Below are 19,948 nucleotides of genomic sequence, written 5' to 3'. Positions count from 1 at the left end.
GTTGTCTGCCCTGATGGCCGTCGTCCCTGCTGACCTGCCCACGATTTCGGGGAAGGTGCGACCTCCCGACGACTGGAGGCCACACCTTCCCCGAAGTTGCGCGGATCTTGCGTCAGGTCGTACGGGAACGATCAGTCATCTGGTGCCGTCAGGACGAACGTCTCCAACAGCTCTCCGCCGTACCAGTCGGTGCGCTGACCGACGTGCGCCATGCCCAGCCGCCGAGCCACCGCCATCGACGGCTCGTTGCCCGGCGACACCACCGCGTAGATCTCCCGGGTTCCGGCGGCGAACTCCCGCGCGACGAGCGCACGAGCGGCCTCGGTGGCGTACCCGTGACCCCACGAGTCCGGGTGCAGGTGCCAGCCCGTCTCGATGTCCTCGGTCAGCACCGCCTCGTCCCGTCCCGGCATCGGCTTGAGCAGCACCGTGCCCACCACCGTGCCGGTCTCGCGCACCTCGATCGCCCAGGTGCCGTACCGGCCCCCGTCCGCCGCGTGCCGGTGCTGCCAGATGCGCAGCCGCTCGACGGCCTGGGCCGGGTCGGTCATCGGCAGGCCCGGCGACACCGCCAACCAGCGGGTGATCTCCGGACGGGAGTAGATGTCGTAGATCCGGGCCAGATCGGCCGGATCGTCGGTCCAGTCACGCAGGATCAGGCGTTCGGTGGTGAGAACAGTCATGACCGGCGATCTTAAGGAGTGACGGCCCCAACGATGGGGAAGGAGGACCCGATGGGCAACGGATGGCAGCGCACGAAACGGATCACCAGTGCCGCGTTCCGTCCGGTGCGCGGACGGGACCTGTCGCTGCACGCCGCCGCGATCACCTTCTACGGGGCGATCGCCGTGGTGCCGGTCGCCCTGCTGGCGATCTGGCTCACCTCGCTGGTGGCCGGGGCCGACCGGGTACGCCGGCTCACCTCGTACGCCGTGGAGGCCCTGCCCACCGCGATCGGCGCGCCCCGGGCGGTGGACGCGCTCGTCAACGCCGGGGTGGAGCTGACCCCGCTGCTCGCGCTGGCCTCCCTGCTGCCCGCCTCGCTGTACGGCGAGGGTCTGCGCCGGGCGTTCGTTTCGGTGGCCGCGCCCCGCTCCGACGAGCACCTGGTCGGTTGGCGGGGCCGGCTCCTGCTGCTGCCACTGCTCGCGCCGGCCCCCGCACTGCTGCTGTCGATCCTGCTGGCGCTCCCGCTCACCACCCGCCTCGTACGCCAGGGCGGTTGGCTCGGTGTGCTGGGCGTGGTGCTGTCGTTCCTGGGGGTCTGGCTGGTGCTCACGCCGGTGCTGGTGTGGGTGTTCCGGGTCGTCGGGCCGGCCTCACCGGACTGGCTCTCCACCCTCGGGATCGGGTCGTTCACGGCGGCGAACCTCTCCGGCTTCATGCACGGCTTCGTCCTCTTCGCCTCGCTCCCGCTGGATCTGGGGGTGCCGTTCGGCGGCTTCGACGAGATCGGCGCGGGGGTGGCCGTACTCCTCTGGCTCTACCTGTTCCACGTGATCGTCCTGGCCGGCTACTCCGCCACCCTGGCCCTCTCCCACTGGCGCACCAAACCCACCCGCTGACCCCTCTTGATCACCCGCGCTGCTCCCCGCGCTGCCCCGGCTGCGAGGACGGGGGTGGGGGGTGCGGACTAGGGTGCGGTGGCATGAGCAGTGAGATTCCGGCTCGGGCCGACGTCGTGATCGTCGGTGCCGGGCACAACGGTCTGGTCTCCGCGGTCCTGCTGGCCCGTGCCGGCCTGGACGTCCTCGTGTTGGAGGCCGCCGACGTGATCGGCGGCGCGACCCGCACCGAGAACCCGTTCCCGAAGGTGCCGGGGCTGCGCCACTCCACCGGCTCGTACCTGCTCGGGCTGATGCCCCCGGAGCTGCTCGCCACGCTCGACGTGCGGATTCCGGTGCTGCGCCGCGACCCGCACTACTTCCTCCCCACCCCGGGCGGCCTCGGCTCGCCGTACCTGCTCTTCGGCACTGACACCGCCGCCACCCGGGCACAGCTCGCCGAGTTCTTCTCCCCCGCCGACGTGGCCGCCGACGACGCCATGCAGGCCGAGCTGGCCGCGCTGCGGGAGGACCTCGCGCCGGCCTGGCTGGCCGAGCCGCTGACCGTCGAGGAAACCGCCGAGAGGTACGTCCGCCCGGCGCTGCGCGCGGTCTTCGTCGATCTTGTGCGGGGCTCGGTCGCCGACTACCTGGCCCGGTTCGAGTTCCGCTCCGAGCTGCTGGTCAGCATGTACGCGGTCACCGACGGCCTGTCCGGGCTCAACGCCGGCCCGGACGACCCCGGCACCGGCCACAACTTCCTCGTGCACAACATGTGCCGGCTGCCCGGATCCGGCGGTACCTGGATGATCGCCGAAGGTGGGATGGGCACCGTCTCGCGGACGTTCGCCGAGGCCGCGCGCGCCGCCGGCGCGACGATCCGGACCGGTACGCCGGTACGCGCGGTCACCCTGGACGGCGGCGCGGCGAGCGGAGTGGTGCTGGCCGACGGTCGGGAGGTCGCCGCCCGGGTGGTGCTCGGCGCGTGTGACCCGTACCGGCTGATGGAGCTGTTGCCCGACGGCGCGCTCCCGGCGCGGCTCGGCGAACGGATGGCGGCGGTCCGCCGGCCCGGCACCACGCTCAAGCTCAACCTGGCGCTCACCGGGCTGCCCCGGTTCTCCTGCCTGCCGGACGGTACGCCGAGCCCGTTCGGTTCGACCATCCACCTGCTGCCCGGTTCGGCGTCACTGGTCGGCGGGGCGGACGCGTCGCCGATGACCGCGCTGCGCGCGATGTGGGCGGACGTGCAGGCCGGGCGGCTGCCGGCGGAGCCCACCATCGAGTGGTACCTGCACACCACAGTCGACCCGTCGCTCTCCGACGCGGCCGGGCACCACTCGTCGGCGCTCTTCGTCCAGTCGGTCCCGTACGAGCTGGCCGGCACCACCTGGGACGCGGCGCTGCCCGGTTACGTCGACCGGCTGATCGGGATCGTCGAGCGGTACGCCCCCGGCACCGCCGACCTGATCGCCGACGCGGTGCCGTTGCCGCCGCCCGGCATCGAGGAGCACTTCGGCATCACCGGCGGGCACATCCACCACGTCGACAACACGGTCTCGTTCACCGACCGGATGCCCTACGCCACCGGCATCGACGGCGTGTACGCCGGCAGCGCCGGCTGCCACCCGGCCGGCAGCGTCATCGGCGCAGCCGGCCACAACGCCGCCCGCCGCATCCTCAAAGACCTATCGACCTAGCTCCCCCAGCCCGTCGCGCCGTTGATCATGAAGTTACCGCCACCACACCCCGCCGTGGCAGGCAACAACTTCACGATCAACCAGGCCGTGGGGTGAGGGCCGGGGGTCAGATCACTGCTTCGCCGGCGGGGGCGGGGGTTTCGGCGTCCACGCGGTGGGCGCGCACCTTGTGGCCGACGCTCGTCAGGCAACGGCCGCTGGGCAGGTCGAAGCGCCAGCCGTGCAGCTGGCAGGTGAGCTGGTCACCCTCGACGATGCCGAAGCGGGTCAGGTCCGCCTTCAGGTGCGGGCAGCGGCGCTGCACCACCCAGTCGCCCAACGTGATGTCCTCGGCGTCGGTGGTGCGCTCGTGCTCGTCGTACCAGCCCTCGGCGTACTGCAGCCGCTCCTCGGAGAGGCACTTGAAGAACGCGTAGACGAACTCGTTGTACTGGCCGATGCGGGCCGCCGAGAACCGGCAGGACAGGAAGAGCGAGTTGACCCAGTCCACCTCGTCGATGAAGAGCAGGTGCTCGATCAGCGACCGGTCGGTACGGAACCGGTAGCGGACCTTCTCCTCGGCGTACGGCCGGACCTCCTTGCCCGGGAAGTCCACCACGATCGACTCGACGCTCTCGCCGTCGTAGCCGACCAGGTCGAAGCGGACCGGGCCGCCGACCCCCTTGGCCAGGTAGATCGACTCGTCCAGCAGCGGCTCGATCCGACGCTTCATCTCCCCGAGCACGTCCACCTCGGGGTGCCGCCAGGACGCCTTCTCCGCCTCGATGATCGGGCGCTTGCGCTCCCGCATCTCCTCCAGGTGGGCGACCTTGTTCGCGAAGAACTCCTGCACCGGCACCGGGTGGGTGGTGCTCGCACCCTCGGTGGTGACCTCGGCGATGCTGCCCGGCAGCAGCACGATCCCGTTGGTGCCGCCGACCTTGGCGTACTCCGACAGGAAGACGGACTGGTCGGGGAAGATGTTGCCCTCGTCGCCGTGGATGTCGTTGAACTGCCACAGGGCGTCGTCGAGGAAGCACGGCGGGCCGGCGATCGGGAAGACGTGCGACGCCTTCAGGTCGTCGATGTAGCGCCAGGTCCGGTCGAACTGCCGGTCCCGCTTCTGCTTGCCGAACGCGGTCTTCGCCGCCTGCGGCAGCTCGTAGACCATCGGGTACCAGATCGCGCCGGAGAACTGGAGCAGGTGCGCGTGCACGTGCCCCAACTCGGCGAAGACGCTCAGGTCGGTGGGACGGGCGTCGTTCTGGTTGAGCAGCCGCACCCCGTCGTACTCCACCCAGAGCGACGAGTCGCCGATCGGCCCGTCGGTCGGGCTGGTCAACGCCTGAATCATGATCTTCAGGCCGCCGGGCAGCTCCACCACCTGCTCGTTGGGCGCCTTCAGGAACTTGGTGAAGCCCAGCGCCCGGAACTCGTCCTCCATCTCCGAGGTGGGGAACTCGGGGAGCAGGACGGTGGCGTCCTTGGAGACGAAGTCCCGCAGGTGCTTCGCGTCGAAGTGGTCCCGGTGCAGGTGGGAGACGTACAGGTAGTCGACCTGACCCAGGCTCTCCCAGTCCAGCAGCGAGTTGTCCGGGAAAGGGAACCACGAGGCGAAGTAGGCCGGGTTGACCCACGGGTCGCACAGGATGCTGCCCGCAGCCGTGTCGATCCGCATGCTGGCGTGCCCGGTTCCGGTCACTCGCACCGCACAGTCCCCCTCAAACAGACAATCAGGTGTACGCCAAACGCTACCGGAGCGAGTCTGACCACCGCCCCGCGACGCCGGTAGTGCCGTTCGGCCCGCCCGCAACAGGCCGTCCGCCCCCTCGCCGCCCACGCCCCGTGGGCGGCCTTCGACAGCTCCCGGCTCTCCCCGCGAGTCATGCCGTTCCCTCAACTGGCCGGACCCTGCGCCGGGCCTGACGCAAGGCGTGCCAGACTAACGAAAGATCCGATCGCGAGGGAAGGACCGACAGTGGCAGGAAGCGAGCCGGTAACGTCGCCAGACCAGCACAAGCCTGGGCACCGCAAGGCCGGGCAGATCGGCGCCGTGCTGTCCGCACTGGCGCTGCTGGCGATGATCTGCGGCAACCACGAGGGCAGGGTCGAGGACATCTGGCTGATCGGCCTGGCCGCGCTGCTGCTGATCATCGTGATCGGCGACATCGTGCTGCGGCGCAGCGGTCTGCGCTCCTGACCCGACCCACCGCCGGACGCCGGCCGAGAACGCCGAGGGCCCGCCCCCACCCGGGGGACGGGCCCTCGTCCGTACGCGTCGGGGTCAGCGCCCGAAGAGGATGTCCTGCACGTCCTTGAGCGCGGCGTCGACCTCGGCCTCGAAGTAGCCACCCGGCACCAGGCCGAACCGGAGAGTGTCCAGGTCCTTCGGGTCGACCGGCATCGGGTTGCGCCGCTGCATGCCACCGAGCAGCGTCTCGAAGAACCGGTCCACCTGGTCGGGGTCGTACCCGCTGCCGAACCGGCGCACCTGGAAACTACGGCGGATCTGGTCGACCCGGTACAGGTCGCTGCCGGGCGGACCAGCCATCGGGGGGCCACCCATGGGCGGGCCACCCATCGGCGGACCGGCGACCGCTGGCGGGCCGGCCATCGGCGGGCCACCCATGCCCTGCTGCGGCAGCGGAGGCGGACCGGCCGGACCACGGCGCATGTCGCGCAGGTCCCGCTCCGGCATCCGGATCTCGGCGGTCATGTCGGCGCGACCGTGCCGCCCGGCCTCGAAGCCGTCGAAGCGCGGCTCCTCCGGCGGCGGCGGATAACCGCCGGGCGCGCGCTGGTCGTCGGGGCCGTACCCGCCACGCTGGTCGTCCGAGCCGTACCCACCGGGCCCACGCTGGTCGTCCGGGCCGTACCCACTGGGGCCGGCGGGCAGGCCGCGCTGCGGCATGCCGTGGCCGCCCATCGGACCGGGGCCCATCGGGCCACCAGGACCCATCGGAGGGCCGGCCGGGCCACGTGGCGCGTCGTAACCACCGCCGCGAGGGGCATCGTACCCACCGGCGAAGGCACCGGTCGGCTCGTCGTAGCGACCGTAGGGCGGGCCGGCCTGCGCGGGCATCGGCCGGGGCGGCATCGGCTGCGGAACCATGCCCCGGTCATCCCGCATCGGCGGCCCCATCCGGTCCGGTGGGCCCATCCGGGGGTCGGCACCGCGCCCGGCGCTGTTGCGCTCCTCCAGCTCGGCCAGCTGCCGCTCGACCCGATCCAGGTGCAGGTCGACCTGCCACTCGTCATAGCCGTTGAAGCGGACCCGGAAGACGACGTCGTGAACCTCCTGGGAGGCCACCGGGGCGCCGACCTGTCGGCCGTCGAGCGTCGCCTCGACCCGGTCGAGGAAGGCATCCACCTCGTCGACCTTGTATCCCCGGCGGAGCGCCTTGCGCCGGAAACGCTGACCCTGACTCGCCACTATGTCTCCTGGTCTCGTTCGCCACGCCCGGTCACGCCGGTGCCTCTCCGGCGCGGTCGGTGAAGGTGTCGTTGTCCTCGGCGGCGGCGAGCTGGCCACACGCGCCGTCGATCTCGCGGCCCCGGGTGTCCCGAACTGTGGTGGACACCCCGGCCTCGCGCAACCGCCGGACGAACTCCCGCTCGACCGGCTTCGGGCTCGCGTCCCAGCGGCTGCCCGGCGTCGGATTGAGCGGAATGAGGTTCACATGGGCCAACTTGCCGGCCAGCAGCCGACCGAGCAGGTCGGCTCGCCACGGCTGGTCGTTCACGTCCTTGATCATCGCGTACTCGATCGACACGCGGCGGCCCGTCCGGGCGGCGTAGTCCCACGCTGCGTCCAGCACCTCGGCTACCTTCCAGCGCTGGTTTACCGGCACGAGTTCGTCGCGCAGATCATCATCGGGCGCGTGCAACGACAACGCAAGGGTCACTGAGAGGTCTTCGCTGGCCAGTCGGCGGATGGCAGGAACCAGGCCGACCGTGGAAACGGTGATGTGCCGCTGGGACAGACCGAGCCCCTCCGGAGCCGGGCTGACCAGCCGACGGATCGCCGCGATCACCCGGTTGTAGTTGGCCAGCGGCTCGCCCATGCCCATGAAGACGACGCGCGACAGCCTCGGCGGGGAGCCGGCCACCACGCCGGAGGCGGCCACCCCGGCCATGTACACCGCCTGGTCGACGATCTCCGCCGTCGACAGGTTGCGGGTCAGCCCCGCCTGGCCGGTCGCGCAGAACGGACAGGCCATGCCACACCCCGCCTGGCTGGAGATGCAGACGGTCACCCGGTCCGGGTAGCCCATCAGCACGCTCTCCACCAGCGCACCGTCGTGCAGCCGCCAGAGTGCCTTGCGGGTGGCGCCGTCGTCGCAGGCCAACTCGCGCACCGGGGTGAGCAACGGCGGCAGCAACTGGTCGGCCAGCCGTTCCCGGGTCGCCGCGGGCAGATCGGTCATCGCCTGCGGGTCGCGGACCAGCCGCCCGAAGTAGTGGTTGGAGACCTGCTTGGCGCGGAAGGCCGGCTCCCCCAACCCGGTAACCAGCGCCTGGCGGCCGGCCAGGTCCAGGTCAGCGAGGTGCTGAGGGGGCATGGAGGCCCGGCGCGCGGCGGGGGCGACCGAGGTGGCGGGGATCAAAGGCAGGCTCGTCATGGCTGGTCCAGTGTGTCACGCCGTCGGCGGCGGGCGCCGGTCCGGAGGTGTCGAACGGGGCGCGACCACCGGAGCCGGAGGACCGGGTAGCCGTGATTCATACCTCAGCCCACCACCGGCACGAGGACCGCCAACAGCAGGTAGGCCGTCGGCACCGCGAACAGGATCGAGTCCAGTCGGTCCATCAGACCGCCGTGGCCGGGCAGCAGGTTGCTCATGTCCTTCACGCCGAGATCCCGCTTGATCATCGACTCGGCCAGGTCGCCGAGGACCGCCGCGCAGGACACGGCCACCCCGAACAGCGCACCCCACCAGGGGGCCACCTCGAACATCAGCCACAGCAGCAACGCGCTGCCCACCGCCGCCGCGGTGACCGAGCCGGCGAAGCCCTCCCAGGACTTCTTCGGGCTGATCGACGGGGCCATCGGGTGCTTGCCGAAGGAGACCCCGGCCGCGTACCCACCGGTGTCCGAGAGGACCACCCCGATCAGGGTGGCCAGGATGCGCAGCGGGCCATCGTCGGGGGCCGCCGCCAGCAACGCCGCGAACCCGGCCAGGAACGGCACGTAGACGGCGATCAGGGTGGCCGCAGTGAGATCCCGCTGGAAGCCGGCCGGCCCGTCACCCAACCGCCAGATCATGGTGCCCAGCACCGTGACCAGCAGCCCCAGGCTGAGCGCGTCCGGGCCGGCGAACCAGGCCAGCCCCACCGTCAACACGCCACCGGCGATCAACGGCACCAGCGGCGGGTGCGCGCCGCTGCGCCGGACCGCCCGGGCCATCTCCCAGATGCCGACCGCGACCGCGGCGGCGATCACCGGCAGGAACGCCAGCGGGTAGACGACCAGCGGCACCACGATCAGCGCGCCGAGGCCGAGCCCCACCCCGATCGCCGCGGGAAGGTTGCGCCCGGCCCGCCCGGTGCCCACCTGCTGGGTGGCCGGTCGGTCGAGGCTGGCCCGACGTCGCCCCTTCGGCCGCCGACCGGTCGTCGGCGCCTCGTCCGGCACCACCTCGGCCCGCACGGGCTCGAGCAGCTCGGTCGGGTACCCCGGGTCGTCGACAGCGGCGGGAGGGCCATCGACACGGCCCGGCTCGTCGAAGCGCCCACGGTCCGGGCCGTCGTACCGGGGCGGCCCGTCGCCAGCGGCGGGGAGACGATCGAGGTACCGGTCGCCACGACCCCGGTCGTCGTACCGGTCGGGCTGGTTCCGGTCGTCGAACCGAACATGCCGGTCGCGGTCGTCGAAGCGGTCGTCCGGACGGACCGGGCGGCCACGCTCGTCGTACGGGTCAGCGGGGCGCGGGTCGGCGTACGGCCGGGCGTGCGGCTCGGCGTACAGCTCGGGGCCGGCGGCCGGACGGCGGCTCCATTGGCCGGCCTCCAGCTCCTGGTCCGGCCACGGCAGCGCCACGGGGCGCTCCGGCCGGTCCCAGCCGCGAGGCTCACTGCCGTAGGGGTCGGGGTGGGACATCACGCACCGCGACGCGGCACGAGAACCACCACATGACGCAAGACCACAAGCATCCCCTACACGTGCGATGTTCCTCCGATTGACCGCCCCGACGGTCGGTCGATCCCCGGTGTTCACCACCCGGTGGCCGGGAATCCTGCCGAGCCTACTGCACACACCGGACCGGCACGGCGGACGAGGCACGCCGACCGACCCCATCCCTCGCCGCCGGGCCGTGCCCGGCGACGCACAGCCGTCCGGTACGACAGGCCACAGGCGATCCGCAGCCGTCGATCCGACTCGTCCGGTGCTCGATCGACTACTGAGCCGTCACCGCGGGCGTGGTCCGCTGGTGGGGCGCCGACACCCGTCGGCGCGTCCGCACGGGGGAAGGGCACTCACATGTACAAGTTCGGTCTCGCGGTGCTGACCGTGGCCGCCATGGTCCTGGCAGCGGCGTCACCGGCAGCCGCCAGCACGACACAGACCCGGATCACCATCGACCGCCACGCCAGCGAGCTGTTCCCGTTCGAGCCGCCCGCCGCCGAGCCGGGCGTGACGTACCCGGCAACGTCGGTCACCGCCACCGCCCGCAACTGCCCGGCCGGCTTCGTCCTCATGTCGGCGTCGCTGGTGCAGGACGGCCTGCCGACCCTCTGGGCCACCGGGGGACGCGGCGCCGGCGAGGTCGTCTGTGACGGCGGCACCGTCGAACTCTCGATGGCGTTCGCCCGCGTCACTCCGGCGCTGCACCCCGGCCGGGCAACCGCCCGCTTCTCGCTGCGGGACGCCGACACCGGCGAGCAGTTCGCCGAGCGCACCAGGACCGTCTGGATTCCCTGCTGACCGACAACACGAGGCCCGTTCCCGACGTCGGGAACGGGCCTCGAAGCATGCGTCACACCTCGAGCAGCTCGGTTTCCTTGTGCTTCACCAGGTCGTCGATGGTGGCCACGTAGCGCTGGGTCAGGTCGTCGAGTTCCTTCTCGGCGCGGCGGCCGTCGTCCTCGCCGGCCTCGCCGTCCTTGACGATCCGGTCCAGCTCCTCCTTGCCACGGCGGCGGACGTTGCGGATCGCCACCTTGGCCTCTTCGCCCTTGTGCCGAGCCACCTTGATCATGTCGCGGCGGCGTTCCTCGGTCATCTGCGGGAGCAGGATGCGCAGCTGGGTGCCCTCGTTGTTCGGGTTCACCCCGAGGTCCGAGTCGCGGATCGCCTTCTCCATCGCGTTGATCTGCGAGTTGTCGTACGGCTTGATGACGGCCATCCGCGGCTCGGGGACCGCGATGGACGCCATCTGCGTCAGCGGCGTGGGCGTGCCGTAGTAGTCGATGATGACCTTGGAGAACATGGCGGCGTTGGCGCGACCGGTACGGATGGCGCCGAACTCCTCCTTGGCGTGCTCAACCGCACGGTCCATCTTTTCCTCGGCCTCGAGGAGGGTGTCGTCGATCACCGGTCTCCTCGCCTCCTTCTGTGCTCGTCGTGGGCTCTGCTGAAAGTCGTCAGACCGCTGCCGTCGCCGTCTGCGGGACTCAGGCGGTGATCAGGGTGCCGATCTTGTCGCCACCCACCGCGCGGATGATGGTGTCGTCACCCTGCGCGCCGAAGACCAGCATCGGCAGGCCGTTCTCCATGCAGAGGCTGAACGCCGCCGCGTCGGCCACCCGCAGGTTGCGGCGCAGCACCTCGGAGAAGGTGATCGAGTCGAGCTTGCTGGCGGTGGGGTCGATCCGTGGGTCGGCGGTGTAGACGCCGTCCACGCCGTTCTTGCTCATCAGCACCACGTCGGCCCGGATCTCCAGCGCCCGCTGGGCGGCCACCGTGTCGGTGGAGAAGTACGGCATCCCGGCGCCGGCGCCGAAGATGACCACGCGGCCCTTCTCCAGGTGCCGGATGGCCCGCAGCGGGATGTACGGCTCGGCGACCTGGGCCATCGTGATGGCGCTCTGCACCCGGGTCTCGATGCCTTCCTTCTCCAGGAAGTCCTGGAGGGCCAGGCAGTTCATCACGGTGCCGAGCATGCCCATGTAGTCGGCGCGGGCCCGGTCCATCCCACGCTTCTGCAGCTCCGCGCCGCGGAAGAAGTTGCCCCCGCCGACCACCACGGAGACCTGCACGCCGCGGCGGACCACTGTGGCGATCTGCCGGGCGATGGCCTGGACGACGTCCGGGTCGACGCCGATCGCGCCGCCACCGAAGACCTCACCGGAGAGCTTCAGCACCACCCGGCGGGCACGCCCCGGCGGCGGTGCCGTCGGATCGTCCAGCTCCAGCGTCCGGTCACTCACAACCTGCGTCATCCGCCCCGCCCTTCCCCACGCGCACACCCCGTGCGGCGCGTACCGCGAACCTGCCGCTGCCGACCCTATGTGACGAGGAGGCCGCGGTGCCTGTCACGTACACCGGCGGCCTCCTCGTTGACGTCTTCTGCCCACGGGCGCGCGCGGCGCCCGGTGGCGGCTCAGGCCTGGCCGACCTCGAACCGCACGAAGCGGGTGACCTCGATGCCGGCCTCGGCCAGCAGCTGCTTCACCGACTTCTTGTTGTCGGCCACCGACGCCTGCTCGACCAGGACGAAGTCCTTGAAGAAGGAGTTCACCCGACCCTCGACGATCTTCGGCAGGGCCGCCTCGGGCTTGTTCTCCTCGCGGGCGGTCTGCTCGGCGATGCGCCGCTCGGACTCGACGACCTCCGCCGGAACCTCGTCCCGGGTGAGGTACTTCGGCCGCATCGCGGCGATCTGCATGGCCACACCACGGGCGTCGGCGTCGCCGGCCTCGTCGCTCTTGCCGGTGTACGACACCAGCACGCCGACGGCCGGCGGCAGGTCCTGGGCCTTGCGGTGCAGGTAGATGGCGATGGTGCCCTCGACCCGGGCGAACCGGTTGAGCACCAGCTTCTCGCCGATCTTGGCGGACTGCTCCTGGATCAGGTCCGCGACGACCTTGCCGTCGAGCTCGGTGGCGAGCAGCTCCTCGGCGGAGTTCACGCCGGAGCGGTCACCGTGCTCGACCAGCTGCTGGGCCAGCGCGATGAACGAGTCGGTCTTGGCGACGAAGTCGGTCTCGCAGTTGAGCTCGAGCAGCGACTTGCCGGAGTGGGCGACCAGGCCGTTCGCGGCCGTACGGCCGGCCCGCTTGCCGACGTCCTTGGCGCCCTTGACGCGCAGGATCTCGACGGCCTTGTCGAAGTCGCCCTCGGCCTCGGTCAGCGCCTTCTTGCTGTCCATCATGCCGGCGCCGGTGAGGTCGCGGAGCTTCTTGACGTCCGCGGCGGTGATTTGGGACATGGCTCTCTCTTCGGTGTTGAGACGGCGTGTGGATGGTCAGAGGTGCCGGTTACCCGGATCCGGGCGGATCGTGCCCGGCGTACCGTCGCTGCCCGCCGTCCGCGAAAACGGACGGCCGGGCAGCGACGGTGCGATCACTCCGCGGTGGCGGTCGCCGGCTGCTCGGTGGCGGCCTGCGCCGGCTGCTCCGGGGTGGCGGGCTGCTCGGCGGCGGCAGCGGCGGGCTGCTCGGCCGGAGCGGCCGACTCGTCGGCCTTCTTCGGCTCGAGCAGCTCGCGCTCCCACTCGGTCAGCGGCTCGTCGCTCGCGACGCCCTCGGGCTTCTCGTCGTTGCCCCGGCGACGGCCGGAACGCGCGATCAGACCATCCGCGACGGCGGCGGCGACGACCTTGGTCAGCAGCTCGGCCGAGCGGATCGCGTCGTCGTTACCCGGGATCGGGAAGTCGACCTCGTCCGGGTCGCAGTTGGTGTCCAGCACCGCGATGACCGGGATGCCCAGCTTGCGGGCCTCGTCGACGGCGATGTGCTCCTTCTTGGTGTCGACGATCCACACCGCGGCGGGAAGCTTCTGCATGTCCCGCAGGCCACCGAGGGTGCGGGTCAGCTTGATCTTCTCGCGGGAGAGCTGCAGGGTCTCCTTCTTGGTGTAACCGGCGGCGGTGCCGCTCAGGTCACCCAGACCCTCCAGCTCCTTCATCCGCTGCAGCCGCTTGTACACGGTCTGGAAGTTGGTCAGCATGCCACCGAGCCAGCGGTGGTTGACGTACGGCTGGCCGACCCGGGTCGCCTGCTCGGCGATCGCCTCCTGGGCCTGCTTCTTGGTGCCGACGAACAGGATGCTGCCACCCTCGGCGACGGTCCCACGCACGAACTCGTACGCCTTCTCGATGTACTCGAGGGTCTGGCGCAGGTCGATGATGTAGATGCCGTTGCGCTCGGTCATGATGAAGCGCTTCATCTTCGGGTTCCAGCGCCGGGTCTGGTGCCCGAAGTGGACACCGCTCTCCAGCAGCTGACGCATGGTCACGACGGCCATGGTTGGGGTACTCCTCAAGGTCCCTGGTTGTCACGCCCGACCGGTGGCCGGGCGTCCTGGCGCCTGGTCGCCGACCCATGGTGGGCCCGATCAAGATCGGGACCAGGGAGGCCGTCGCTCCACGACGATTCGTGAAGAGGGCGCGCGAGGTCGACCGCACGAGGCGGTCGCCAGTTGGCCAGTGTACGCCCTTCACCCGTTCAGCCGCCCCGGGGTGCGCGCGGGGCGCCGCCCCGGGCTCCCGCCCCATCGCCCGAGTTGCGGGAAGATCGCGCTGGTTCCTGGAAATAGTGGCCTCCGCGTCGCCAGAGGCCACTATTTCCAGGTTGTTGTGCGTCTCTGGCCGCACGCGAGCCGCCAGCCGGCGGCGAGCGCGGCCGGTCAGCCGGCGGCGAGGCAGGGCCGGGTCAGCCGGCGGCGAGCGCGGCGGCCACGAAGAGCACCAGACCGACGGTCAGGTAGGCCGTCGGCGGGCGGAGCCAGCCGCGACCGTTGTCGGAGAGCGCCAGACCTCCGGTTCGGAGCCCGTACAGCCCGGTCGCGAAGATCGGCAGGCCGGCGACCAGGGCGATGCCCACCACGACGTTCCCGGCGTCCACCGGGTCGCCGGTCACGCCCGCGAGCAGCACCCGCAGCGCGGGGACCTCGAAGATCAACACCAGCAGGGCGAAGAGTACGGCCAGCACCGGTCGGCGGGTCCGGTAGACGCCGTCGGCGGCCGGCGGGTACAGCGGCGGCTCGGCAGCGGGCAGGTCGGGTCGGGGGCCGATCCCCGGCATCGGGCCGGTCGGCATCTCCAGCGGGTGCGGCGGCTCGCCGCCACCCCGGGTCGGCTCGATGATCGGGTACGCAGTGAGCGGGGCGGGACGAGCCTGGTCAGCGAGCACGCTGGCCGGCGACGTGGTGTCGCGGGCGGTCTCCGACGTGACGTTCGCCAGCGGGGTCTCGACGGCGGCCGGTTCCCGGGCGGCCCGACGACCGGGCAGCTCACCCGAGACCTCCGAGGGGTCCCGGTCCGCCCTGCGCGAACGGGTCGCCCGGTATCCGTCGGCCTCGGGCCGGGCGTCACCGAGGGGGTCCACCGCACCGAAGCGTCCGGAGTCGTTCTCCACCGCCCCGAACCGCCCGGACTGGGCGTCGACCGCCGGGAAGCGGCCGGAGTCCCGCTCCGGGGTGGCGAAACGGCCCTGGTCCACGGCGCCCAGGCGACCCGGGTCCGGCTCCGGCGTACCGCCGAAACGGCTCGCGTCCACCGCGCCGAAACGCCCCGAGTCCGACTCTCGGCGGCGGCCGACACCGGTGTCCTCGACGGATCGGATGTCCTCCGCGCCACGCTGCTCGGGAATCTCGCCGTCCCGGTACCGCGGTTCGCCCGCGCCGCGCCACTCCGACTCGCCGTAACCGCGACCCCGCTCGTCGGGGTACCAGCGCGACTCCTGATCTTCCGGAAAACTCCGTCGTCCGTCCACGTCAGGCACCGTATGCGACCGGCCACGCCCGCGCCATTTCAGCCCAGCCGTCCGCGCCGCCGATCAGCCGTGCCCCGGGGTACGAATGGTGACCGGCTGGTGAAAACAGGTCGGCGACGCCGCTAGCACAGCGTGGGCATGATCGTTTGACTGTCCACAGCACACCCGTTGTCCACAGCGGGGCCGCCGCCGGGTCGCGGCGATCGTCCTCCGGCGGGCACCGTGCCGGCCATGACGAAGCGGAACCAGGCGGTTGGCGCGTACGGCGAGCGGTGCGCGGCTCGGCACCTGACCGAGGCGGGGTTGCGCCCGATCGCCCACAACTGGCGCTGCCCGGCCGGGGAGATCGACATCATCGCGTGGGACGGGCCGGTGCTCGCCTTCTGCGAGGTGAAGACCCGCCGGGGTGACGGCTTCGGCAGCCCGGCCGAGGCGGTCGTGCCGGCCAAGGCCCGCCGGCTGCGTGGGCTCGCCGCGCGGTGGCTGACCGAAACCGGTACGACCGCCGAGGAGGTGCGTTTCGACGTGCTGTCCGTGCTGCTGCCCGACGCCGGGCCGGCGCAGGTCGACCACCTCAAGGGCGCGTTCTGACATGCGCGCCCGGAGGATCGGTGACGCACCGTGAGCTACGCGAAGGTGCTCTGCGTGGGGCTGGTCGGGGTGACCGGCCACCTCGTCGAGGTGGAGGCCGACCTGGCCGCCGGCCTGCCGGCGGTGGTGATCTCGGGTCTGCCGGACACCGCCCTGCACGAGGCCCGTGACCGGGTCCGCGCCGCCGTGGTCAACTCCGGCCAGCGCTGGCCCAACCGGCGGATCACCCTCAACCTGCTCCCCGCCACGCTGCCCAAGTTCGGCTCGGCCTTCGATCTGGCCATCGCCGCCGCGCTGCTGGGCGGCTCGGGTGAGCTGCCGCTGCTTCCCCTGGAGGGGGTGGTGGTCCTCGGTGAGCTGGGGCTCGACGGGACGGTCCGGCCCGTACGCGGCGTCCTCCCGATGGTCGCCGCCGCGGCCCGGGCCGGCGTCACGCGGGTGATCGTCCCGGTCGGCAACGCGGCCGAGGCCGCCGTCATCCCCGGCGTACGGGTGCGCGCGGTGGACACCCTGCACCGGCTCGTCGCCTTCGTTCGCGACGGGACCCCACTGATCGAGCCACCGGCGGACATCCCCGCACCCGCGGCCGACGGACCGGATCTCGCCGAGGTCGCCGGGCAGCAGCTGGGTCGGCGGGCCCTGGAGGTCGCCGCTGCCGGCGGACACCACGTGGCGCTGCTCGGCCCGCCAGGCGCCGGCAAGACGATGCTCGCCGAACGGTTGCCGTCCATCCTGCCGGAGCTGGACGACGACGCGGCGCTGGAGGTCACCGCGTTGCACTCGGTCGCCGGGCTGCTGCCGCCCGGCGGTCGCCTGCTGCGGCGCCCGCCGTTCCAGGCGCCGCACCACACCGCGACCGTACCGTCGCTGGTCGGTGGCGGCTCGGGGCTGGCCCGGCCCGGCGCGGTGTCGCTGGCGCATCGCGGGGTGCTGTTCCTGGATGAGGCTCCCGAATTCAGCAAGGGCGCGCTGGAGGCGCTGCGCCAGCCGCTGGAGCACGGCCGGATCCAGTTGAGCCGCAGCGGGGGCGGCACCGTGTATCCGGCGCGCACCCAGTTGGTGCTGGCGGCCAACCCGTGTCCGTGCGCGAAGCCGGCCGGTGACGCGCACTGCGAGTGCTCGCCGCTGGTCCGCCGCCGCTACCTGGGTAAACTGTCCGGTCCGCTGCTCGACCGGATCGATGTCCAGGTGCGACTGATGCCGGTACGGGCGGCCGAGCTGATGGCGACCGACGGTGGCGTCGAGCCGTCGGCGACGGTCGCCACCCGGGTGGCGGCGGCCCGGCAGGCGGCGGCCGATCGCTGGGCCGACCTCGGCCGGCGGCTCAACGCCGAGGTGGACGGCCCGTACCTGCGCAGACCGCCGTGGCGACTGCCGGCCCGGGTCACCGTCGAGCTGCGTGGCCGGCTCGACTCCGGCTCGCTGTCGGCGCGCGGCTTCGACCGGGTGATCCGGATGGCCTGGACCATCGCCGATCTGGACGGCCGCGACCGACCGGACCAGGACGACGTCCGGGAAGCCCTGCAACTACGGACGGGGGAGGCGGCGTGAACGCCGAGGATGAACGCAGGTTGGCCCGGGTCGCCCTGACCTGGTTGGCGGAGCCGGGCACGCGCGCCGTGCACCGGCTGGTCGAACGCCACGGCCCGGTGGCGACCCTGGATCTGCTGCTCGACGGCGGCAGCCCGGACGGCTGGCTGCACACCACCGTCGCCGCACGCTCGGCGGCCGGCGACGCGCGGGCGGTGGCGGCCGAGGCTCTGGAACGGGCGGACCGACTGGGCGCCCGGCTGGTCACCCCGGACGACGAGGAGTGGCCGACCCCGGTCGCCGGCCTGACCACGTTGCGGCTGCCGGACGTCAGCCGCCGGGTGGACGCCGAGACCGCCCCGCCGCTGTGCTTCTGGGTACGCGGAAGCTGGCCACTCTCCGAAGCCCTGGACCGCTCGGTGGCGGTGGTGGGGGCCCGGGCCGCCACCGGCTACGGGCAGCACGTCGCGACCGAGCTGGGGTACGGGTTGGCGGAGCGGGACTGGACTGTCGTGTCCGGTGGCGCGTTCGGCATCGACGCCGCCGCCCACCGGGGCGCCCTCACCGCTGGCGGTCTGACCGTCGCGGTGCTCGCCTGCGGGCTCGACCGCCCGTACCCGATGGGCAACGCCGCGCTCTTCGACCGGATCGCCGAGACGGGTCTGCTGGTCAGCGAGTGGCCCCCGGGTGCCGAGCCGCTGCGACCCCGGTTCCTGATCCGCAACCGGGTGATCGCCGTCGGCACCCGGGGCACCGTCGTGGTGGAGGCCTCGGCGCGCAGCGGCGCGACGCAGACCGCGCGGCGAGCCCTCCACGCCAATCGGGTGACCATGGTGGTGCCGGGGCCGGTGACCTCGGCGATGTCCGTCGGCGCACACGAGTTCCTGCGCGAGTTCCCCGGCAAGGCCCGGCTGGTCGCCGGGGTGGCGCACGTGCTGGAGGAGGTGGGCCGGATCGGCGCGGACCTGGCCCCGTTGGCACGCGGGCCGCAGCGGGCCGCCGACACGCTCGACGACGACGCGCGTTCGCTACTGGAGGCGCTGCCCCGCCGGAGCGCGATGGGCGTGGACCGGCTCTCCGCCCGCGCCGGTGTCGACGTACGGACCGCGCTGCGCAAGCTGTCACTGCTGGAGGAGCTGTCCATGGTGGTCCGTCGCGAGGACGGCTACGCCCTCGCCCCGCCCGCGAAGTCCAAGCGGGCGGCGACATCGGAGACGTCAGGCCCGCCGTGAGGCTGAGCGGGTGCGACGCGGCTCGTCCGGTGCGGTGGTCGCCGGATGCCCGCACACCCTCCTGCTCGGGACCCCGGCCAGCTGCCATTGCCGGTACGGTGCCCGGTCATGGGTGCAATCAAGCCGTGGCACATCAGCGTGCTCTGCTGCCTCGCCACGACCGCCGTGCTGGTTGTCGGCGTGGTCGTCTTCCTGATCAAGAAGAACAACCGCCACCGGTAGGCGAAAGGCGGCACCGTCGGGTCCCGTGACGTGGGCGGACCGGCCGTAGGCTGTGGCGGTGTCAGCTGTCGGTGAGGGTGCCTGTCCCGGTGGACCGGCCGGCACCCTGGCGCGGCCCCGATGAGCCGCCCCGACCGGGGCACCCGGGCCATGCACCAGGCGCTGCCGCCGGCGCTGCGCGACGCTGTCGACGACTTCGCCGAGCACCTGTCCCGGGTCCGTAACCGGTCGGCGCACACCGTCCGCGCGTACGTCACCGATCTGGTGTCGCTGCTCGACCACGCCGTCCGGATGGGCTGCGTGGACCTGGCCGAGCTGGACCTGTCGGTGCTGCGCAGTTGGCTGGCGCGGCAGCGCACCACCGGCGCGGCCCGCACCTCGTTGGCCCGGCGGGCCGCGTCGGCGCGGGCGTTCAGCGGCTGGGCACACCGGGCCGGGCTGCTCCCCGCCGACGTGGGCGCCGCGCTGGCCAGCCCACGCGCGCACCGGGAGCTGCCCAGCGTGCTGCGCGCCGACCAGGCCGCCGCCCTGGTCGAGGCACCGTCCCGGCAGACCCCGCCCACCAACCCGCCGCCGACAAACCGAGCGCGCACGAACCCGGCCGGCCCGAACCAAGCCGGCCCGAACCAAGCCGGCCCGAACCAAGCGGGCACAGACCAGGAGCACACGAGCGTGGCCCGCGCGGACGCAGCGGCCGGATCGGCGCAGGGCGCAGCGGAGGAGGCCGAGGCGGTGTCGCTGCGCGACCGGGTGCTGCTGGAGCTGCTCTACGCCACCGGCGTACGGGTCAGCGAGGCGTGCGGGTTGGACGTCGGCGACGTCGATCACGGCCGGCGGGTGCTCCGGGTGTTCGGCAAGGGCGGAAAGGAACGCGCGGTGCCGTACGGGGTACCCGCCCAGCGGGCGTTGGACGACTGGCTGCGCCGGGGCCGCCCGGCGATGGTGGCCGCCCACTCCGGCGACGCGCTGCTGTTGGGTGCCCGGGGCGGTCGGCTCAACCCGACGACCGCGCGTCAGATCGTCGGTGCGTACGCCGAGACCGCCGGGCTGCCCCGGACCAGCCCGCACGGCCTCCGCCACTCCGCCGCCACCCACCTCCTGGAGGGCGGCGCCGACCTGCGCGCCGTGCAGGAGCTGCTCGGTCACTCGTCGCTGGCGAGCACCCAGATCTACACCCATGTCTCGGTCGAGCGGCTGCGTGCCGCGTACCGGCAGGCGCACCCGCGGGCCTGAGCAAGCGCCGGAGGGCGCCGAGCCCCGCGGTTACGATCATCGA

Annotated in this window: 16 protein-coding genes and 3 pseudogenes; 9 read left to right on the top strand and 10 right to left on the bottom strand. The window is 72.3% G+C overall.

All coding sequences use genetic code 11. The features are described from left to right. Positions 1–131 precede the first annotated feature (131 nt). On the bottom strand, positions 132–683 hold the full coding sequence (locus tag ACX27O_RS13260; RefSeq protein ID WP_030335177.1) for a GNAT family N-acetyltransferase: 552 nt from the start codon (positions 681–683) through the stop codon (positions 132–134). 51 nt (positions 684–734) lie between these two features. On the opposite strand from ACX27O_RS13260, the gene ACX27O_RS13255 reads away from it, so the two are divergent. Together ACX27O_RS13255 and ACX27O_RS13250 are read left to right on the top strand one after the other, a co-directional pair. After that, positions 735–1,565 carry a YhjD/YihY/BrkB family envelope integrity protein gene (locus ACX27O_RS13255; protein WP_030335179.1) on the top strand — a complete coding sequence of 277 codons (831 nt, stop codon included), beginning with the start codon at positions 735–737 and terminating at the stop codon, positions 1,563–1,565. Positions 1,566–1,648: 83 nt separating this feature from the next. Next, on the top strand, positions 1,649–3,244 hold the full coding sequence (locus ACX27O_RS13250; protein WP_458939504.1) for a phytoene desaturase family protein: 1,596 nt from the start codon (positions 1,649–1,651) through the stop codon (positions 3,242–3,244). Between the two features lie 106 nt (positions 3,245–3,350). On the opposite strand, the gene ACX27O_RS13245 is transcribed toward ACX27O_RS13250, so the two are convergent. After that, on the bottom strand, positions 3,351–4,931 hold the full coding sequence (locus ACX27O_RS13245; protein WP_210857591.1) for a Rieske 2Fe-2S domain-containing protein: 1,581 nt from the start codon (positions 4,929–4,931) through the stop codon (positions 3,351–3,353). Between the two features lie 270 nt (positions 4,932–5,201). Between ACX27O_RS13245 and ACX27O_RS13240 the strand changes: the two genes are divergently transcribed. Beyond that, complete coding sequence (locus ACX27O_RS13240; RefSeq protein WP_036412111.1) at positions 5,202–5,423, top strand: DUF2631 domain-containing protein; 222 nt, start codon at positions 5,202–5,204, stop codon at positions 5,421–5,423. Positions 5,424–5,507: 84 nt separating this feature from the next. On the opposite strand, the gene ACX27O_RS13235 is transcribed toward ACX27O_RS13240, so the two are convergent. The 3 genes from ACX27O_RS13235 to ACX27O_RS13225 all read right to left on the bottom strand — a co-directional run bounded on the left by ACX27O_RS13235 (position 5,508) and on the right by ACX27O_RS13225 (position 9,320). Further along, complete coding sequence (locus tag ACX27O_RS13235) at positions 5,508–6,656, bottom strand: DivIVA domain-containing protein (RefSeq protein ID WP_458939503.1); 1,149 nt, start codon at positions 6,654–6,656, stop codon at positions 5,508–5,510. Positions 6,657–6,687: 31 nt separating this feature from the next. Then, complete coding sequence (gene rlmN, locus ACX27O_RS13230; protein WP_030335187.1) at positions 6,688–7,845, bottom strand: dual-specificity RNA methyltransferase RlmN; 1,158 nt, start codon at positions 7,843–7,845, stop codon at positions 6,688–6,690. A gap of 104 nt (positions 7,846–7,949) precedes the next feature. Further along, complete coding sequence (locus tag ACX27O_RS13225; protein ID WP_458939502.1) at positions 7,950–9,320, bottom strand: phosphatidate cytidylyltransferase; 1,371 nt, start codon at positions 9,318–9,320, stop codon at positions 7,950–7,952. 381 nt (positions 9,321–9,701) lie between these two features. Here ACX27O_RS13225 and ACX27O_RS13220 point away from each other — a divergent pair, with 381 nt between their 5' ends. Further along, complete coding sequence (locus ACX27O_RS13220) at positions 9,702–10,145, top strand: hypothetical protein (RefSeq protein WP_030335190.1); 444 nt, start codon at positions 9,702–9,704, stop codon at positions 10,143–10,145. 52 nt (positions 10,146–10,197) lie between these two features. Here the strand turns inward: ACX27O_RS13220 and frr are convergent, their stop codons facing one another. The 5 genes and pseudogenes from frr to ACX27O_RS13195 all read right to left on the bottom strand — a co-directional run bounded on the left by frr (position 10,198) and on the right by ACX27O_RS13195 (position 15,134). Beyond that, positions 10,198–10,755, bottom strand: a complete 558-nt coding sequence (gene frr / locus ACX27O_RS13215; protein ID WP_030335193.1) for a ribosome recycling factor — start codon at positions 10,753–10,755, stop codon at positions 10,198–10,200. 79 nt (positions 10,756–10,834) lie between these two features. Next, positions 10,835–11,602 (bottom strand): UMP kinase, encoded by a 768-nt coding sequence (gene pyrH, locus ACX27O_RS13210; protein ID WP_030335195.1) that lies wholly within the window; start codon positions 11,600–11,602, stop codon positions 10,835–10,837. A 161-nt stretch (positions 11,603–11,763) separates the two neighbouring features. Beyond that, entirely contained in the window at positions 11,764–12,591 is an 828-nt protein-coding gene (gene tsf / locus ACX27O_RS13205) for a translation elongation factor Ts (protein WP_030335198.1), read from the bottom strand. Positions 12,592–12,725: 134 nt separating this feature from the next. After that, entirely contained in the window at positions 12,726–13,628 is a 903-nt protein-coding gene (gene rpsB / locus ACX27O_RS13200) for a 30S ribosomal protein S2 (protein ID WP_030335200.1), read from the bottom strand. Positions 13,629–14,035: 407 nt separating this feature from the next. Further along, positions 14,036–15,134 (bottom strand): annotated as a pseudogene (locus ACX27O_RS13195) (hypothetical protein). A gap of 194 nt (positions 15,135–15,328) precedes the next feature. Between ACX27O_RS13195 and ACX27O_RS13190 the strand changes: the two are divergent. From ACX27O_RS13190 to ACX27O_RS13170, 5 genes and pseudogenes are all read left to right on the top strand, one after another. Continuing rightward, positions 15,329–15,688 (top strand): YraN family protein, encoded by a 360-nt coding sequence (locus ACX27O_RS13190; RefSeq protein WP_030335202.1) that lies wholly within the window; start codon positions 15,329–15,331, stop codon positions 15,686–15,688. A gap of 30 nt (positions 15,689–15,718) precedes the next feature. Next, positions 15,719–17,239 (top strand): YifB family Mg chelatase-like AAA ATPase, encoded by a 1,521-nt coding sequence (locus ACX27O_RS13185; protein ID WP_030335204.1) that lies wholly within the window; start codon positions 15,719–15,721, stop codon positions 17,237–17,239. Next, entirely contained in the window at positions 17,149–18,450 is a 1,302-nt protein-coding gene (dprA, locus tag ACX27O_RS13180; RefSeq protein ID WP_374224299.1) for a DNA-processing protein DprA, read from the top strand. Before ACX27O_RS13185 ends, dprA begins: the two co-directional genes overlap by 91 nt. Positions 18,451–18,792: 342 nt before the next feature. Further along, positions 18,793–19,264: pseudogene (locus ACX27O_RS13175) on the top strand (site-specific integrase); the annotation flags it as partial. Between the two features lie 140 nt (positions 19,265–19,404). Continuing rightward, a pseudogene (locus ACX27O_RS13170) lies at positions 19,405–19,905 on the top strand (tyrosine-type recombinase/integrase); the annotation flags it as partial. Positions 19,906–19,948 lie beyond the last annotated feature (43 nt).

Source organism: Micromonospora sp. SD19 (genome assembly GCF_054462275.1).
This window is presented reverse-complemented; position numbering and strand designations above follow the sequence as displayed.

Bases quoted from the DNA above. Each gene is read 5' to 3' on its own strand.
- ACX27O_RS13190 (WP_030335202.1), top strand. From the start codon at position 15,329: ATGACGAAGCGGAACCAGGCGGTTGGCGCGTACGGCGAGCGGTGCGCG.
- ACX27O_RS13260 (WP_030335177.1), bottom strand. From the start codon at position 683: ATGACTGTTCTCACCACCGAACGCCTGATCCTGCGTGACTGGACCGAC.
- pyrH (WP_030335195.1), bottom strand. From the start codon at position 11,602: ATGACGCAGGTTGTGAGTGACCGGACGCTGGAGCTGGACGATCCGACG.
- rpsB (WP_030335200.1), bottom strand. From the start codon at position 13,628: ATGGCCGTCGTGACCATGCGTCAGCTGCTGGAGAGCGGTGTCCACTTC.
- ACX27O_RS13255 (WP_030335179.1), top strand. From the start codon at position 735: ATGGGCAACGGATGGCAGCGCACGAAACGGATCACCAGTGCCGCGTTC.
- rlmN (WP_030335187.1), bottom strand. From the start codon at position 7,845: ATGACGAGCCTGCCTTTGATCCCCGCCACCTCGGTCGCCCCCGCCGCG.
- ACX27O_RS13250 (WP_458939504.1), top strand. From the start codon at position 1,649: ATGAGCAGTGAGATTCCGGCTCGGGCCGACGTCGTGATCGTCGGTGCC.
- tsf (WP_030335198.1), bottom strand. From the start codon at position 12,591: ATGTCCCAAATCACCGCCGCGGACGTCAAGAAGCTCCGCGACCTCACC.
- ACX27O_RS13220 (WP_030335190.1), top strand. From the start codon at position 9,702: ATGTACAAGTTCGGTCTCGCGGTGCTGACCGTGGCCGCCATGGTCCTG.
- ACX27O_RS13225 (WP_458939502.1), bottom strand. From the start codon at position 9,320: ATGTCCCACCCCGACCCCTACGGCAGTGAGCCTCGCGGCTGGGACCGG.